Below are 16,071 nucleotides of genomic sequence, written 5' to 3'. Positions count from 1 at the left end.
ATTTACAGCTTGGGTATACAGAGTTTTTATTCTCAGAGGCTCTCAACAATAAGAGCCTCTTGGTTAATAAATTCTCACTCGAGAGTTACTGCTTAAACACCCCGTCTCTGGGTTGCTCGGCCTTCTTCCCACTCTGCCACTTTCTGAGCGGTGTGATCATTACGAGTGACTTCAGGCAGCCCGACTTCCCACCAGCAGTCACATTTAGACCATGCCGCCGGTGATACCGGATCGATATCCACCACAATCACGTAGGTACGGTCAGCTTCTTTGGCGCGGGCAAAAGCAGCATCGAACTCGTCAATAGAGGTCAGCTTCTCGGAAATCGCCCCTTGAGCTTCGGCGTGCTTAGCAAAATCGACGCGGGCCAGCTCGCCGTCTGGGCGGCGGCAGTCTGCCAGCAGGTTGTTGAACGACTCGTTACCGGTGTTGTTCTGCAGTTTGTTGATAACCGCGAAGCCGCCGTTGTCACACACCACCACAATCATCTTGTGGCCAGTCAGTACCGAAGAGTAGATGTCCGAGTTCTGGATCAGGTATGAGCCGTCACCCACTAGCACCACGACATCGTTGTCTGGGTTGGCGATTTTCGCGCCCCAGCCACCGGCAATCTCGTAGCCCATGCACGAGTAACCGAAGTCGATATCGAATTTGCCGATCTGGTAGTTCTGCCAGTTCATTGACAGCTCTGCAGGCAGGCCGCCTGCTGCGGTCAGTACGGTGTCGCCTTTTTCCATCGACGTGTTCAGCTTGCCAATCACTTCTGCGTAAGAAGACATGCCCGGTAGCAAGTCACCCTCTTGTGGGTGAGTACGGCGGTGAACCAGCTCTTTCCACTCATCCGCTTCGGCTTTGGCTTTGGCCGACCACTCATCACCTGAGCGCCAGTCGCCAAGTAGTGCAGACAGCTTGGTCATGGATGTTTTGGCATCGCCCAGTACTGGGTAAGACATGTGCTTGATGGCGTCGAATTTCGCCACGTTGATGCTGATCAGTTTCATCTCTGGGTTCTTGAAGACAGTCCAAGAGCCGGTGGTGAAGTCCTGCAGGCGGGTACCGATAGCCAATACCACGTCAGCTTCATTGGCCATGTGGTTGGCAGAGTCTGAACCGGTTACCCCGATTGGGCCGGCATTCAGCGGGTTGTCCTGCAGCATGGTGGCGCGACCGGCAATGGTCTCGACCACAGGGATATTGTGCTTGCTGGCAAAGTCCGCCAGCTCGTCAGTCGCCAGCGAGTAGTGAACACCGCCACCCGAGATGATGAGCGGCTTCTTCGCTTGCATCAGAATCTCTTTCGCTTCTTCCAGCACGATCATTTCTGGCTCTGGACGGCGAATGCGGTGTACCTTCTCGGCAAAGAACACTTCAGGGAAGTCGTAAGCCACACCCTGGATATCCTGCGGCAAGCCTAGGAATACCGGGCCACAAGTGGCGGGGTCTAGCATGGTATCGAGCGCTTGCGGCAATGTATGCATCAACTGAGATGGCGACAGAATGCGGTCCCAGTAGCGGGTTAGCGGCTTGAAGGCATCATTTGAGGTTACAGACGGATCTTCAAAGTTCTCCGGCTGCTGCAAAACGGGATCTGGCAGACGGCTGACATAGGCGTCACCAGAAATAAGCAGAAGAGGTAGACGGTTGGTATGCGCAATACCGGCAGCCGTTACCATGTTGGTGGCACCTGGGCCGATAGAGCTGGTCGCAATACCGATACGGCGGCGCTGGTTAGCTTTCGCGTAAGCAATGGCAGCCGTTGCCATCGACTGTTCGTTCTGACCACGCCAAGTTGGAATTTTATCTTCGATATTCTTTAGCTGCTGGCCAAAGCACGTCACATTACCGTGACCGAAAATCGCAAAGGCGGCACCAAAAAGCTGTTCTTTCTTTCCATCAATTTCAATCAGTTGTGCTGCAAGGTACTTAGCAAGTGCTTCAGCAACGGTCAGGCGTACAGTATTCATTGTCTTCCTCGTTTTTCGAAATTCGAAAAATTGCTTCCTTTACCCACTGCAAATCTTTTTCATTACTCGTGCGGTGTAATTTGCCGTGAGATGTTAAGGGGGCCTAGCCTGCCCCCTTCCCTTTTTGCCTTAACTTACAGGCCGTATTTCTTCGCGTAGCCAGTGATATTCTCGTACGCTGTTTTTGCGTAAGTCAGTGGGTGTGCTTTCGCAGGGTCCTGCTCGGCTTCGACCAGCAGCCAGCCTTTGTAGTCACGCTCTTTTAGTGCAGCGAAAACGTCGTCGTAATCAACGTCGCCAGTACCAGGAACGGTGAATACACCATCAAGAACTGCATTGAGGAATGATTTGTCTGCAGCACGGGCAGCCTTCATTACGTCTAGGCGTAGATCTTTAAAGTGCATGTGGCCGATACGGTGACCCCAGCGTTTGATCATAGTGACAGGATTGCCGCCACCGTAGGTGATGTGGCCAGTGTCCAGTGTCAGGTGAACCGCGTCGCCAGTCAGCTCCATCATTAGATTGATGTCATCTTCTGTTTCACAGATAGTGCCCACGTGATGGTGGAAAGACAGCTTGATGTCGTGCTCATTCAGTAGGTACTCAGCCACTGTAGTTAGCTTTTCGCAGTATGTTTTCCACTCATCCATCGTCAAGATGACGCGCTGAGAAAGAGGAGTATTGATGTCACCATGAACAGTATTGCTTACCTCGCCGAATACCATCGCTTTGCAGCCAGCGGCTTTCAGCAGCTTGATATGATCCTGCATGGCTGCAATTTCTTCTTCTGCTGTCAGCTTCATCAAGTTACCGCTGTACCAGCCAGACGCCAGAACCAGACCGTGTTTTTCTAGAAGAGGAATAAGCACTTCTGGCTCACGAGGGTATTTGGTACCTAGCTCAGTACCGGTAAAGCCAGCTTCAGCCATTTCACTCAAACATGTTTCCAATGGGATTTCGCCGCCAAGTTCTGGCATATCATCGTTGGTCCAGGTTAGTGGGCTGATTCCATATTGAACATTGCTCATGTTTGTACTCCAATTTTATGATTATTTAATTCCGGGTCGGTGATGATTGCGGTCAGTTCAGTGGAATATGTTCTTTGGGCATCTCTGAACCGTTTTTCAATCTGCACCATTTGCTTCACTGGAAATTACTATAACTGAAAAAACATTAACGAAAAATATTTTTCACTCATGTCGATCGATTTCATTTTTTCCATTTAAAGTGAAAAAAAACCAGTATCCATGCGGCTTAAGGGAAATTTTTGAGCAAGATCACAAATCAACATAACCCTTAAAATTCAGTAATTTACTCCAAGCATCACCTGCGAAAAATATTTTTCACAATATGACCCATGTATCATTTTTCGACAAAACCCCCTATTGGCTATAGCCGTGAATATTTTGTGAGCATATGATTTAGTCCGTCACCGAGTGGAAAATTATTATCAAAGCAATTCATAACTATTACAAATATTGGTGAATACAAGAATGCCGATGCAAATACCCTACAGTAATTAGCGCATTGGAAAGCTACCCAACTCAAACTTATTCGATGGTTGAGTACGAGACGGGGATCTCATGAAGGAGTAGAACATGTCACCCACAACCGCGGCCGAGGCCCGAAAACATAATTTTGCTTACATTATTCGAATCTGTTGTATCGCAGCCCTAGGGGGAATTTTATTAGGTTACGATACAGCGGTTATCTCAGGTGCCATCGGGCCTATCAGAGAACACTTTGGCTTAACCCCGGCACAAACCGGTTGGGCAGTATCAAGTGTTGTTCTAGGTAGTATTATCGGTGCCGTCAGCGCCGGTTGGTCCGCATTAAAATACGGACGTCGTAACACCCTCTTCATCGCCGCCATCCTCTTTATGATCTCCGCCATTGGTTCTGCACTGGCAACCACCTTCTCGTTCTACGTCATACTTCGCATCGTTGGTGGTGTCGCAGTGGGCTTGGCCTGTGTGGTTTCACCTATGTATATGTCCGAGGTGGCACCGAAAGATTTCCGTGGCCGTGCCGTGAGTATGTTCCAGCAGTCTGCGGTAGTCGGCCAGACCGGTGTGTTCTATGTTAACTACTTGATTGCCAAAGGCATGAGTGAAGCCTGGCTGGTTGATATGGGCTGGCGCTGGATGCTGGGCTCAGAAGTGATCCCTGCTGCGCTATTTGCCGGCCTGTTGTTCCTGATCCCTGAATCGCCACGTTGGTTGGTACTTAAAGGCAAAATCGATCAAGCCAAAGACACCCTGTCGCGTATCTCCAACCCGAAACATGCTGACCAGCTGATCGGCGAGATCCAGGCGTCACTGGCTGATTCCAATCAGCCGGGCAAAAAACAAGTTAGCCTGCGCTCACCGCTTCTGTTCGCTATCTTGGTGATCGGTACCTTTGTCGCTGCCGCCCAGCAGCTGACGGGTATCAACGTCATCATGTACTACACACCGGAAATCCTACGCCCAATCACCGGCAGCACCGAGAATGCCCTGTTCCAGACCACTTTCGTCGGTATCGTGTTCATCCTGGGTAACGCCCTGGGTATGTACCTGATTGATAAAGTCGGTCGTCTACCACTGATGAAATACGGTACGTTCGGCTGTGCCGTTGGTATGACAGTAGTTGGTTTCGTCCTCTACACAGGTACTGAAGGCTACGCTGCCCTATTCGCGCTGTGTCTATACGTTGTATCGTACGCGACCTCTTGGGGCTGTGCGTGCTGGACCATGATTTCTGAAATCTTCCCGAACAGCATCCGCTCACGTGCGATGGCTATCGCGGTTGGTGCCCAGTGGTTCACCGGCTTCCTAGTGACCCAGTCGTTCCCAATGCTGAACGAAAATGCCTTCTTGAAAGAGAACTTCAACGGTGCCTTCAGCTTCTGGTTGTTCGCTGCCCTGTCGATAATCTGTATGTTTGTGGTCGTCAAGTACGTACCAGAAACCAAAGGCGTCAGCTTGGAGAAAATGGAAGAAGCCATGGCGAAAAAGCTTGGCAAGAAAGTACCAGCATCTGCTGCTACTGAAGCGCAAGCCAGCGCTTAACCACACTTTGTCGTAACTAACAGGCTTGTCCACTGATAAGCCTGTTTTTCTAATAAAAGGCAACACGATGCTCGATAAAATGGCTTTCTTTGTCTATGTGATCCGTACCGGTTCAATCTCAGCCGCGGCACGGAAGTTCAATATCTCCGTCTCTGCGGGTAGCCGGTGGCTACAAGACCTCGAACAGACCTTCGGTATAACCCTTTGCCGCCGAACCAATCGGTTGTTAACCGCCACACCAGCAGGCCAAAAGCTGGTTGACGAGTTTTCACCTCTGGTGGATAACGCCGAGCAACTTTGCCGCAGCTTGCAAGATTTCCAGGAGCAAGACAAAGGCCATATTAATATCGTTTGTACCCCGGTTTACGCCAACAATTTCCTGATGGATAAAATCAGCAGTTACCTGATTTCCCATCCAAATGTCACCTTTAACCTCAATGTCACTCCTTGGGCGCTGGATCATGCCGCAGAAGCAGATCTTGTTATCAGTGCCAATGCTTGCTATCAGGGTTACCAAGAGAAAGACCTGCACCTTGTGCGCAGAGAGCTGATGCAAAGCCCTTTTGTCGCGGTTGCTTCTCCTCAATATCTGGAACGAAATCCCGCCCCTGAATTCCCAACCGATCTTTCACAGCACCAATGCTTGTTTGCCACTACCCTAACCGGTAGCAACGACTGGATTTTTGAGCGCAATGGCGAAACCCAAATGATCAAAGTGCCTAAATCGCTAGAAGTCAACGACAGCGATTTACTATTGCAGAGCGCAATTAAAGGGGCAGGCATCGCCTATTTACCGGCTTTCATTGTTGATAACCCATTATCTGAAAAACAACTTATCCCTATTTTGGAGGATTATGAAACCAGTATCTGGAGCCTCAATCTCTATTATCATCCACCGACAAAAGCCTCTGCTGTTGCGAGTCATTTCAAAAGCTATCTACTAGAAAGCTCATAACGCTATCCGGGGTCTTCCGCCTAACCCTGATCCGCTTCGCGTTTTCTAATCTGCCGCACAGAAATCTCCCTGCAATCGGTAGTAGTGTGGTGGCTTATCTTATACTTTTGGTAAACAGACCATGTATTTCAATCAATTACAACAACCTATTGGCTCCCCAATGCCTAACTGGCAAGGAGCCTCCCCCCCTGAGCCTGTGACACTTTCCGGACACTTTACCCGCCTTGAACCGCTTAGCCCAAACGCCCATGGTGATGATCTGTTTGCAGCATTTTCTGCCGACCATGAGAACCGCATGTGGACATATATGTTTATGGGGCCATTTGAGAGTAAGGAAAGCTTCTTTGACTGGCTAAACCCTCTAGAGCAAAGCCGCGACCCGCTTTTCTTCGCCATTATCGACCCCGCGACAGACCGAGCAGTAGGTATCGCTTCCTATATGAGGATTGTTCCCCAAATGGGGGTAATTGAAATCGGCAATTTCCTTTTCTCGTCAAAACTGCAAAAAACCCCAGCAGCAACCGAAGCCATTCACCTAATGCTTAAACACGCTTTCGAGACATTGGGCTACCGCCGTTGCGAATGGAAGTGCGACTCGCTCAATCATCCTTCACGTCGTGCAGCAGAACGCCTAGGGTTCAGTTATGAAGGGTTATTCAGGCAGGCCATTGTTTACAATGGGCGAAATAGAGACACCACTTGGTATGCCATTATCGACAGCGATTGGCCGCAACTATCCGTCGCACATCAGGCTTGGCTGTCAGCTGATAATTTCGATATTAACGGAATGCAAAAACAACGCTTGGCAGACCTATTTTAACTAGGCATAGCCTAACTATGTGTAGCGTCTTATTTGGCATTCCTTTAACCTAGCGCCGTACTGAACTGTTAAGAAACAAAACTCAACAAAGGATAACTGTGAAAATTTACCAGATCACCGACACTCACCTAGCCGAGGCTAGCAATGAGCTAGATGCCAATCTCATCAGGCTATTAGACATTGTTAACCAAGATAAGGACGAGAAAGTCTTACTGCTGACCGGTGATCTTGCCAATGCCGCAGTCCCTGCTGCTTATCAGCGTATCCGAACTTACCTTGAAGCCTGCGAGTTCATTACTCATTGCTATGCGCTTACAGGAAACCATGACGATCTGACTATTATGAAAGTTTGCTTCAAGGGCAGCAAAATTAAGATTCTTCAATCAGCAACTGTGCTCGGTATCCCTTTCCATTTCCTTGATACCAGCGAAAAGCCTCTGGGCAGTTCTCTGGAGCTTGGCGCCGGGAGAGTTACCAGCAAAGAGATAGCGGCTCTAAAAAAGGCCATAAGGAAAACACCAAGGCTAATCGTCTCACACCACCCGATCCTTGATGTCAGCGAGAAATGGTTCAAACAGATTGGCATTGAAAACCAAGCTGAGGTTGTCCGCTGCTTTAAAAACAAATGCAATATCATTAGTGGTCATGCTCATCACTACTTTGATATTGAAGAAGGCAATATTCGTCAGCTCGTCGGTATCTCCTCTTCCTATGGTTTTGAGCACCAGTCTGATATGCCGCAAAGGAACAACAGCATCGGAATGACGGTTTACCACGCGGGTTGGTTGAATGGCGACATCGACGTTCGCTTGCTTGAAAAACACTTCCTTATCGGTCAGTAATCTCCGTACCTTGACTATCACTTTAGTCAATAAATACATTGAATAGTGCCAACCTGCCGTCTTTCTCCAGCTGGCAATGTTATCTTACCCGCTCAACCTTTGTAATAGATTGTAAATAGCTGTAAGACACATTTAAGGTTGCCATCACGTCTCATTTTTTCCGTCTACATTGTAATGATAAGAAACCGTAACAGCAGTTTTCTTTGTCTGGATATGGAGGTGGTTATGAAAAAGTACTGTCCTTACTGCAGAACCGAATTGCTTGATCACTGCAACATACTCGTTTGTCCAAGAAACGACATTGGCGAGTGTACCTATGATGGCTATGAAGTCTATCGCCTATATGAAGAGACGCATAACCTCAAGGAAAAGCATAACAGCTCAATCCATGACCAAGAGCTAACGACAATAGACTAACAGTCAATGGACAATACACAAGTCCCTCAACATCAAGGTAACATGTAATACGATAACCTTCGACGCGAAAAATAGGTTTATGGATTAACCTTATAAGCACTAAGTACATTTATAAGGGATGAACATAATTAGTGGCATATAACCCAGAAAAAACAAAGCCCTTACTCGATAGCGGTAAACACCATTACAGCCTACTTGGGTTTGTGGTGTTTCCCGCTCTTCTATTTGCTGCGTCTATCTTTTACTACCGCCCCTCCCCAACCGGGCTTCGTTGGTCGGCATCATGGGTTCCCAGCCTCGACATCAACTTGAGCTTACAACTTGATGCACTCTCCTTCGTTTTTGTCGGATTAATCAGCAGCATCGGTTTTTTTATCCAGCTCTATGCGTTGGCTTACATGAAGGACAAAGCCGAACGCTTTTCTTTCCATCTCTACCTTACCCTGTTCATGCTTTCTATGCTTGGACTGGTACTCAGTGACAACATCATCTTGTTGTTTGTATTTTGGGAACTCACGACCATAACTTCTTACCTGCTTATCGGCTTCAATCATGAAAATGAAAAGTCACGTAAGAACGCCCTGCAATCTTTAGTTGTCACAGGGGCTGGCGGCTTAGCACTGCTAGCTGGTTTGATCTTATTGGGGCAAATTGCCGGTAGCTATGAAATAAGCACTATTATCGACCAGGCCGTTCATGCCAAAGACAGTGTTACACAGCACCCCTATTTTGCCCCGTCTTTAGTGCTGGTACTGCTTGGTGCATTTACTAAGTCAGCCCAATTTCCTTTTCACTTCTGGTTGCCTGGTGCCATGGCGGCTCCCACGCCGGTGAGTGCCTTTTTGCACTCGGCGACCATGGTCAAGGCCGGCATCTACCTGTTGGCCAGGCTTTCACCTGTGTATGCCGGCAGTGATATCTGGTTTTACACCCTCATAGCCATTGGTGGCTTCACAGCGCTGTGGTCGGCTGTCATTGCGCTGATGCAAAAAGATCTCAAGCTAATGCTGGCTTTCAGTACCAACACAATACTTGGGATCCTGACCTTGTTACTCGGGATCGGTACAGAGACTGCCTTAGCTGCCGCAATATTGTTTATTCTCGCCCATGCCTTTTACAAGGCGGCGCTGTTCATGGTGGTAGGGAACATCGACAAGGCAACCGGAACCCGTGATATCAGGGTGTTGTATGGTTTGAAGGCCGTATTGATCTTCAGTTTTGCCTCTGGCCTGATTGCCGCGCTGTCAAAAGCTGGCATACCTCCTCTATTAGGTTTCCTGAGTAAAGAATATGCTTACAAGGCAGGCTTGGAAGTCCATGGCATCGTGATGTTTGCCCTAGTCATGATAAATGCTGTCATGGTCGCCTTAGCCATTGCGGTGATATCACAACCTTTCCTAAGGGAGAAAATCGAAGATAACCCCACGGTAAAATCCATCGAGGCAGAAATAGGCTATTGGATCCCGCCCATGGTCTTGGCTTGTTGCAGTGTTATTGTTCCGACCCTAGGTTTAGGTTGGCTCAATGAATATGTACTCTCCACAGCGATCTTTGAAATCAATCAAGTAGAACAATTTAGCCCGGTGAAATTGTGGCATGGGATCAACCTGCCCTTAATCATGAGTGCTGTGACCTTAGCTCTGGGTATTCTCATCTTTAAATACATGTCATCCGTTACCCAGGCATTAAATAAAGTACTTAACCCACTACCAGTAGCCAGTGAGGTTTTTGAAAAGTGCATGGCAGTGATGTTGTCTGTTGCAACGTGGCAGACAGAGCGGTTACAGCAACGTAAGCTTAGCGTGTATGCCTTACTTTTCTTCTCGGTACTTGCCGCAATTTTGTTGCTAAGCCCAATCTGGCCCACTGGCGACTTCCTTGAGCGCATCCTTTCTCTCAAGCTGTACGAAATTGCCATTGCATTACTGTTGATTGCCGCCGCCCTGCTGTGTGTTTTCTCAACCTCGCGTCTGCTGTCAATTGCCGGGCTCGGTGCAATTGGCTTTTTGATGACCTTAGTCTTTATGATTTACAGTGCGCCAGACGTTGCCAAAACCCTGCTGCTGGTTGAGACCTTAATGGTGGTATTTGTTGCCTTGTTGATTCGACATCTCCCCCATTTCAGCACGGTAGCAAAGCACTCAATCACCCGGCGTGGTTTCCATGCTCTTATTGCAACAGTCATTGGCTTTTCGGTTACTGCCTTGCTCATCACTATAACCAAGGCGCCATTAGATTCTCCACTCGCAGACTTCTTCGCTCAAAACAGTGTGCCGGGCGGGCACGGCCGTAATATCGTCAATGTCATTCTTGTCGACTTTAGAGCTTTTGATACCATGGGCGAAGCCATTGTTGTGGTCATTGCAGCAATAGCCGCTATTAGTTTATTCCAAAGCCATTCCCAACAGCAGAACCGAATTCAATCCCTGATTTTCAGTACTACTGCCCACATCGTTGCTGTATTAATGATGGTCTTTTCTCTGTATCTCTTACTTCGCGGCCATAACTCACCGGGTGGCGGATTCATCGGTGCACTGATTGCCGTTATCGGTTTAACTCTGCTTATTTTTGCCGAATCGCCACAATACGTCAGGGAGCGACTGGGCTACAGGCCGATGAATATTGCGATGGTTGGTGTTTTCTTGAGCTTATTGGCTGGCGGAATAGGCTTTGTTATGGGCCAGCCTTTCTTAACCGGGATTTGGTGGAAGGAGATTTTACCCTTAGGCACACCGCTCATTTTCGATGTCGGCATTTATCTCGCTGTTATTGGTGGTGTACTTGAGGTCTTGTTACGCGTGAATGAGGAGCTCGATTGATGGAAATACTTTGGAGCTTGGTCGTTGGGGTGTTTGTGACGGCGGGGGTTTACCTGATGCTTGAACGCCACATTATACGTATCCTACTTGGCCTGATCTTAATCAGCAACGCAGTAAATTTGGCCATTTTCACCGCTGGCCGCCTAACGCCCGGCAATCCGCCCCTGATCGATCTTGGCTCGGTATTGCCACCAGACGGAGCTGCGGATCCCTTGCCACAGGCACTGATTCTGACAGCCATAGTGATTGGTTTTGGGTTATTAGTTTTCGCATTGATGTTGCTGTATCGGGCATACATCGAAACAGGATCTGCTGATGTCGATGCCATGCAACATTCAGAGGAGGAACAATGACCTCAGCTTGGCTCACACTACCTGTTGTTATATCTCTACTGACCGCAACCGGTGCCTTTTTTGTCCGCCACAACCACAAGGCCATCAACTGGGTTAGTGGCTCAAGCGTTATCCTGTCTGTATTTTGTAGTGTGCAATTATTGGCCGACATCACCACAAATGGTCCTTATGCTGTCGCTTTCGGTAACTGGATGGCACCATTCGGTATTGTATTTGTTGCTGATTTCCTTGCCGTCGCGATGACTGTCATTACAGCTATCATCGGCGCAGTCACTGTTTTTTACGCGATGGCCGATCTCAACCACAAGCCTTCTTACGGCCTCTATCATGTGCTGTTTCATGTTTTGCTGGCAGGGGTTTATGGTGCATTTTTGACAGGTGATATTTTCAATCTGTATGTATGGTTCGAGGTCATGCTCATTGCCTCGTTTGGCCTGATGATTGTCGATGCCGAACGCAGGCAAATCGACGGTGCCGTTAAATACGTCTTGCTCAACCTAATTTCAACACTGATCTTCCTATTAGCGATTGGCTTGACCTATGGGGCAACCGGAACCCTAAACCTTGCCGATTTGCACCTGAAACTCCCGGGAGTGGATACACAAACGGCCACTTTGCTGTCAGCGCTATTTTTATTTACCTTCGCAATCAAATCAGCCCTATTCCCGCTGTTTGCTTGGCTTCCTGCGTCATACCACACACTGCCCAGCGCCGTCGTCGCCTTATTTGCAGCCCTGCTCACCAAGGTGGGGGTTTATGCCCTAATCAGGGTTTTTACTTTACTGTTTCCACTTACAGAGACCAATTGGCAACCCCTGTTACTCTGGATCAGTGGCCTGACGATGCTCACCGGGGTCTTAGGTGCAGCCAGCCAATTTGATATCAAGAAGATCCTGTCATTTCATATTATCAGCCAGATTGGCTATATGATTATGGGCTTAGCTTTGTATACCCCGGTCGCTATTGCTGGTGCGATTTTCTATATCATCCATCACATCATTGTTAAGGCGAACCTATTCTTAATTGGCGGTTTTATAGAGAGGAAATATGGTACCAGCCAGCTGTACCACTTAGGCGGCGTCTACAAAGCGATGCCCTGGCTAGCTTTCCTATTTCTGATCCCCGCATTCTCGCTGGCCGGTTTCCCGCCACTTTCAGGCTTTTGGGGCAAGTTCCTTGTTATCAAAGCCAGCATTGTCAATGACTACAATATCTTGGCTGCGACAGCTCTAGTGGTTGGCCTACTGACTATATTTTCGATGACCAAAATATGGAGCGAAGCCTTCTGGAAAGCACCGGTAGCCAATCAAACAGCCCAAGAGCTCACCCTACCAACCACGCTGCTTTACTGCTTGCCCATTGCGACGCTCACAGTAATGACGATAACTATCGGGCTTGTCGCTCAGCCTTTCTTCGAGTTTGCCAATGAAGCAGCAGAGCAGATATTGAACCCAATACAGTACATTCACGCTGTACTTGGGGAGCCGTAAAGGGAGTAAAGGTATGAGTTATTTTATTCTAAATCTATTTCTTGCCATGGCATGGACACTGATCAACGGCCAATACAGCAGCTTGGATTTTATTGTCGGCTTTGTCGTCGGGTATTTTACCCTGAGCCTCTGCCAACCGTTCGGGTTGAAAACCGGTTACTTCAAGAAATTTACCGCTTTCGTAAAACTCGTTATCTACTTCTGTTACGAAATGATCGTATCTGTCGCCAAAGTCGTTTGGGATGTCATCACGCCAACCCACCTAAGCCAACCGGATATCGTCTACGTTCCGCTTGATGCAGAAACGGATCTTGAAATCACACTCTTGGCCAACATGGTGTCATTAACGCCAGGCAGCTTAAGCCTCGATGTCACGCCCGACAAGAAGTATCTCATCTTGCATGTCATGTTTGCCCCGGATCATGAAGGCGTCAAGCAGGACATAAAACAAGGTCTCGAGGCCCGGATATTGGAGGTAACACGTGGCTGATCTCCTTCAAGTGAGCATTCAACTCTCCTACATCGGCTTGATAATCAGCTTGGTGCTGGCCTTTATTCGTCTGATACTCGGGCCGACCTTGGCAGACCGGGTGGTGGCATTGGATCTAATCTCTTTCGTTACTATCGGCTTTATCGCCGTCTATACCCTAGACAGTGGCCAGAAGTCATTGCTCGATGTTGCCATTACCCTTGCGTTGGTCGCTTTCCTCGGCACTATTGCGTTTGCAAGACTGATCACCAAACAAAAGCTTGATAAGGGCTAACCATGGACATTTTAATCAGCATCTTGCTGCTTTTCGGCACCTTTTTCACCCTTGTTGCCAGCTTGGGGATTGTCAGAATGCCGGATCTCTATACCCGCATGCATGCTGCGACAAAAGCCGGCACCGTAGGGATTTGTTTCCTTTTGTTGGCCGTTTCATTGTCAATGCCGGAAGTCACAGTGATCTCCAGGGTTATCGGTACGATATTATTCCTCTTCATCACCGCCCCTGTTGCAGCCCACCTGTTGGGTAAAGCAATGCAACAAAAAGGCTATAAGATTTGGCGTAATAAAAAGTAATGAGTTTCGTCCTCAGCAATAACACTAAGCAACATAATATTAACTATCGCCAGTGACTCACAAGCCGTCACTTATTGGTGATTAAAACGTCAACAACCGCGGCTCTATACCGGGTTTGGCATAACTCAACCGGCCAAGTCGCTGGGTTACGTGGTAACTATCGAGACCGGAGATAGCCACACTGCCCAAGGCTTCAATATCAAGGTACCCCGTTTCCGTCACCGCACTTTCATCAAGTTCTAAGTGTGTGACTTCACCAATCACCAACTCAACACCGTTTATTTCCAATGTCTGGCAAGAACGTAAAGCCAACGCGTACTTCAAGCGACTCTCTGCAACAAAAGGCGCTTTGATACCATCCAGCCATTGAGGTGTTAGACTTACTTCAGAAAATTCAGAAACAGTTTCCGGGTAGCGGGCTGAGGTTTGGTGTGCCTTTTGCCATATATCATGGTTGACATGGTTTATCGTGTATTCACCAGCACTCAAGATGTTCTCGAACGTATCCCGCCTTACTGTATGTGGACGCATGATCATCCCGATCAAAGCCGGATTGGCACCAAGGTGAAATACCGAGCTTACAATCGCCACATTGGTATTACCTGCGTCATCTTGTGTGCCGACTAAATTCGCACTTTTGAAACCTGAAAGACTGCTGATCAAATTAGCCCGGAACCGATCATCCATATCCTTAAAATCGGCTTTGCGAAACATCATTACCACCACCTTGTTAAATGAGGGACTTGTAAAATACCGCTCAATTTATACTCGCCAGCAAAGCAGATTGATCACTTTTCAAGCTTCGTTAAATCTGTCTCTCACCTTCCATTAAGGCGACGAAAAGCGACTCCACTAATGGTAATTTCAGATTCTAAGCAGAAAGTTCATTGAATTTAACCGATTGAAACTTAAAAGAATATAGCTTAATTCGCAATATTAATTAGCAGGTTACCAAAAGTTAACTAATTGCATTCAAGCCCTAGGTAACCATAATAAACCACATCAAGCAAAACGATTGGAATGATCGTTAACACAGTACAGTCCAGTGACATCGAATGAAGGATTTAATTATGAGCAACGTTCTTATCATCAACGCCCATGAGCCATCACCTTTTTCAGAAGGCAAATTGAATGCAGCCCTAGTAGAGAAAGCACGAACCCAATTGGAGGCCAAAGGCCATGCTGTTCGGGTTGTGACTATGCAGGACGAAATTGTTGTCGATGAACAGCTAGGTCACTTTGACTGGGCTGATCGTGTCATCTTGCAATCACCGGTAAACTGGATGACGATTCCATGGTCGTTCAAACGGTATATGGATGATGTGTTTACTGCAGGTATGGGTGGGGCTCTGTGTAACTTTGATGGCCGCAGCTCAGACAACCCTACCAAGAATTACGGTACTGGCGGCACACAAACCAATACAAAATACATGCTTTCGTTCACCTTTAATGCGCCAAAAGAGTCATTTAACGATGAAAGTGAATACCTGTTCGAAGGTCGAAGTGTCGATGATTTGATGTTCCACATGCATGCTAACTTCCGCTTCTTTGGCATGTCTACGCTACCGACATTCGCCTGTTATGACGTAATGAAAAATGGCGATATCGAAAATGACTTCAAACGCTTTGAAGCTCATCTAGACGCCAACTTTTAACCAGGAGCAGTGAAATGACCAAGTTCACCTATTACACAGCTGACAACGCGCCAGTAGAATCGAAAGGATTGGTAGAACAGTCCCTCAAGGGCTTTGGCATGTTACCCAACCTGCACAGCGTTTTGGCAGAAGCACCGGCAACGTATGAAGCCTATAATACAACCTTTGATTTATTCATGAAGAACACCACTTTCAGCCCCTTGGAGCAACAAGTCGTGTTTATGACAGCCAATTTCGAAAACAACTGTCATTATTGTGTCCCTGGCCAACCTGGATGATGAAAGCTGGAAAAATGCCAGAGGATGTCATTGAGGCTTTGCGTGAAGGCACCGTCATTCCCGACGCTAAACTGCAGGCACTGCATGACTTTACCAAAGCACTGCTGGATAACCGTGGCCACATTGGTGATGATCGTCTGCAAGCTTTCTTGGATGCCGGATACACCAAGAGGCAGGCATTAGAAGTACTGACAGGCCTGTCCGCGAAGTTGATTTCCAACTTCACCAATGCGTTGGCTCATACCAAAACAGATAAGCCGTTTGAAAAATTCGCCTGGACGCACCCACGCGAAAGATAGTGGCCTTTATCCATACTTTCCGCTACCCAGTTTATTATGGTAACCTTAGTACATGAATCAACCAGT

General features: G+C 47.8%; 17 protein-coding genes. 14 read left to right on the top strand and 3 right to left on the bottom strand.

What is annotated here, in order from left to right; genetic code table 11:
* Positions 1-92 precede the first annotated feature (92 nt).
* Complete coding sequence (gene iolD / locus C9J03_RS00610; RefSeq protein ID WP_044620940.1) at positions 93-1,964, bottom strand: 3D-(3,5/4)-trihydroxycyclohexane-1,2-dione acylhydrolase (decyclizing); 1,872 nt, start codon at positions 1,962-1,964, stop codon at positions 93-95.
* A 134-nt stretch (positions 1,965-2,098) separates the two neighbouring features.
* Positions 2,099-2,992, bottom strand: coding sequence for a myo-inosose-2 dehydratase (iolE, locus tag C9J03_RS00605; RefSeq protein ID WP_039461703.1), 894 nt, complete (start codon positions 2,990-2,992; stop codon positions 2,099-2,101).
* 570 nt (positions 2,993-3,562) lie between these two features.
* Here iolE and C9J03_RS00600 point away from each other — a divergent pair.
* From C9J03_RS00600 to mnhG, 11 genes are all read left to right on the top strand, one after another.
* Positions 3,563-5,014, top strand: coding sequence for a sugar porter family MFS transporter (locus C9J03_RS00600; protein WP_044620939.1), 1,452 nt, complete (start codon positions 3,563-3,565; stop codon positions 5,012-5,014).
* 67 nt (positions 5,015-5,081) lie between these two features.
* Positions 5,082-5,969 (top strand): LysR family transcriptional regulator, encoded by an 888-nt coding sequence (locus C9J03_RS00595; protein ID WP_044620938.1) that lies wholly within the window; start codon positions 5,082-5,084, stop codon positions 5,967-5,969.
* A 121-nt stretch (positions 5,970-6,090) separates the two neighbouring features.
* On the top strand, positions 6,091-6,789 hold the full coding sequence (locus C9J03_RS00590) for a GNAT family N-acetyltransferase (RefSeq protein ID WP_039457825.1): 699 nt from the start codon (positions 6,091-6,093) through the stop codon (positions 6,787-6,789).
* A gap of 98 nt (positions 6,790-6,887) precedes the next feature.
* The gene (locus C9J03_RS00585) at positions 6,888-7,631 is read left to right on the top strand and encodes a metallophosphoesterase family protein (RefSeq protein ID WP_052829593.1); all 744 of its coding nucleotides are present in this window, start codon (positions 6,888-6,890) and stop codon (positions 7,629-7,631) included.
* A gap of 225 nt (positions 7,632-7,856) precedes the next feature.
* Positions 7,857-8,048, top strand: a complete 192-nt coding sequence (locus tag C9J03_RS00580; RefSeq protein ID WP_044620937.1) for a hypothetical protein — start codon at positions 7,857-7,859, stop codon at positions 8,046-8,048.
* A gap of 206 nt (positions 8,049-8,254) precedes the next feature.
* Positions 8,255-10,867, top strand: a complete 2,613-nt coding sequence (mbhE, locus tag C9J03_RS00575) for a hydrogen gas-evolving membrane-bound hydrogenase subunit E (protein WP_197078578.1) — start codon at positions 8,255-8,257, stop codon at positions 10,865-10,867.
* A complete protein-coding gene (locus C9J03_RS00570) occupies positions 10,867-11,220 on the top strand; it encodes a Na+/H+ antiporter subunit C (RefSeq protein ID WP_044620936.1) in 354 nt (117 codons plus the stop codon). Before mbhE ends, C9J03_RS00570 begins: the two co-directional genes overlap by 1 nt.
* On the top strand, positions 11,217-12,710 hold the full coding sequence (locus C9J03_RS00565; protein WP_044620935.1) for a proton-conducting transporter transmembrane domain-containing protein: 1,494 nt from the start codon (positions 11,217-11,219) through the stop codon (positions 12,708-12,710). Before C9J03_RS00570 ends, C9J03_RS00565 begins: the two co-directional genes overlap by 4 nt.
* 13 nt (positions 12,711-12,723) lie before the next feature.
* Positions 12,724-13,200, top strand: a complete 477-nt coding sequence (locus C9J03_RS00560; RefSeq protein WP_039457820.1) for a Na+/H+ antiporter subunit E — start codon at positions 12,724-12,726, stop codon at positions 13,198-13,200.
* A complete protein-coding gene (locus tag C9J03_RS00555; protein ID WP_044620934.1) occupies positions 13,193-13,474 on the top strand; it encodes a monovalent cation/H+ antiporter complex subunit F in 282 nt (93 codons plus the stop codon). Before C9J03_RS00560 ends, C9J03_RS00555 begins: the two co-directional genes overlap by 8 nt.
* A gap of 2 nt (positions 13,475-13,476) precedes the next feature.
* The gene (mnhG, locus tag C9J03_RS00550; protein ID WP_044620933.1) at positions 13,477-13,773 is read left to right on the top strand and encodes a monovalent cation/H(+) antiporter subunit G; all 297 of its coding nucleotides are present in this window, start codon (positions 13,477-13,479) and stop codon (positions 13,771-13,773) included.
* 81 nt (positions 13,774-13,854) lie between these two features.
* Here mnhG and C9J03_RS00545 read toward each other — a convergent pair whose 3' ends face one another.
* The gene (locus C9J03_RS00545) at positions 13,855-14,490 is read right to left on the bottom strand and encodes a flavin reductase family protein (RefSeq protein ID WP_044620932.1); all 636 of its coding nucleotides are present in this window, start codon (positions 14,488-14,490) and stop codon (positions 13,855-13,857) included.
* A 353-nt stretch (positions 14,491-14,843) separates the two neighbouring features.
* Between C9J03_RS00545 and C9J03_RS00540 the strand changes: the two genes are divergently transcribed.
* Genes C9J03_RS00540 through C9J03_RS26950 form a run of 3 tightly spaced genes read left to right on the top strand, consistent with a single transcriptional unit; the run spans position 14,844 to position 16,005 of the window.
* A complete protein-coding gene (locus tag C9J03_RS00540) occupies positions 14,844-15,428 on the top strand; it encodes an NAD(P)H-dependent oxidoreductase (RefSeq protein ID WP_044620931.1) in 585 nt (194 codons plus the stop codon).
* A gap of 14 nt (positions 15,429-15,442) precedes the next feature.
* Positions 15,443-15,706 carry a carboxymuconolactone decarboxylase family protein gene (locus tag C9J03_RS26955; protein ID WP_231580625.1) on the top strand — a complete coding sequence of 88 codons (264 nt, stop codon included), beginning with the start codon at positions 15,443-15,445 and terminating at the stop codon, positions 15,704-15,706.
* Positions 15,703-16,005 (top strand): carboxymuconolactone decarboxylase family protein, encoded by a 303-nt coding sequence (locus tag C9J03_RS26950; RefSeq protein WP_231580624.1) that lies wholly within the window; start codon positions 15,703-15,705, stop codon positions 16,003-16,005. The genes C9J03_RS26955 and C9J03_RS26950 overlap by 4 nt, the downstream gene beginning before the upstream one ends.
* Positions 16,006-16,071: the final 66 nt, after the last annotated feature.

Origin of the sequence: Photobacterium gaetbulicola, assembly GCF_003025515.1 — a bacterium.
Lineage (GTDB): Bacteria > Pseudomonadota > Gammaproteobacteria > Enterobacterales > Vibrionaceae > Photobacterium > Photobacterium gaetbulicola.
The sequence above is the reverse complement of the archived record's forward strand: the minus strand, read 5'-3'. Positions and strand labels throughout refer to the sequence as shown.

What these genes read in the sequence shown, in the direction of transcription:
- iolD (WP_044620940.1), bottom strand. Translation starts at nt 1,964, where the DNA reads ATGAATACTGTACGCCTGACCGTTGCTGAAGCACTTGCTAAGTACCTT.
- iolE (WP_039461703.1), bottom strand. Translation starts at nt 2,992, where the DNA reads ATGAGCAATGTTCAATATGGAATCAGCCCACTAACCTGGACCAACGAT.
- C9J03_RS00600 (WP_044620939.1), top strand. Translation starts at nt 3,563, where the DNA reads ATGTCACCCACAACCGCGGCCGAGGCCCGAAAACATAATTTTGCTTAC.
- C9J03_RS00595 (WP_044620938.1), top strand. Translation starts at nt 5,082, where the DNA reads ATGCTCGATAAAATGGCTTTCTTTGTCTATGTGATCCGTACCGGTTCA.
- C9J03_RS00590 (WP_039457825.1), top strand. Translation starts at nt 6,091, where the DNA reads ATGTATTTCAATCAATTACAACAACCTATTGGCTCCCCAATGCCTAAC.
- C9J03_RS00580 (WP_044620937.1), top strand. Translation starts at nt 7,857, where the DNA reads ATGAAAAAGTACTGTCCTTACTGCAGAACCGAATTGCTTGATCACTGC.
- C9J03_RS00570 (WP_044620936.1), top strand. Translation starts at nt 10,867, where the DNA reads ATGGAAATACTTTGGAGCTTGGTCGTTGGGGTGTTTGTGACGGCGGGG.
- C9J03_RS00565 (WP_044620935.1), top strand. Translation starts at nt 11,217, where the DNA reads ATGACCTCAGCTTGGCTCACACTACCTGTTGTTATATCTCTACTGACC.
- C9J03_RS00560 (WP_039457820.1), top strand. Translation starts at nt 12,724, where the DNA reads ATGAGTTATTTTATTCTAAATCTATTTCTTGCCATGGCATGGACACTG.
- mnhG (WP_044620933.1), top strand. Translation starts at nt 13,477, where the DNA reads ATGGACATTTTAATCAGCATCTTGCTGCTTTTCGGCACCTTTTTCACC.
- C9J03_RS00545 (WP_044620932.1), bottom strand. Translation starts at nt 14,490, where the DNA reads ATGATGTTTCGCAAAGCCGATTTTAAGGATATGGATGATCGGTTCCGG.
- C9J03_RS00540 (WP_044620931.1), top strand. Translation starts at nt 14,844, where the DNA reads ATGAGCAACGTTCTTATCATCAACGCCCATGAGCCATCACCTTTTTCA.
- C9J03_RS26955 (WP_231580625.1), top strand. Translation starts at nt 15,443, where the DNA reads ATGACCAAGTTCACCTATTACACAGCTGACAACGCGCCAGTAGAATCG.
- C9J03_RS26950 (WP_231580624.1), top strand. Translation starts at nt 15,703, where the DNA reads ATGATGAAAGCTGGAAAAATGCCAGAGGATGTCATTGAGGCTTTGCGT.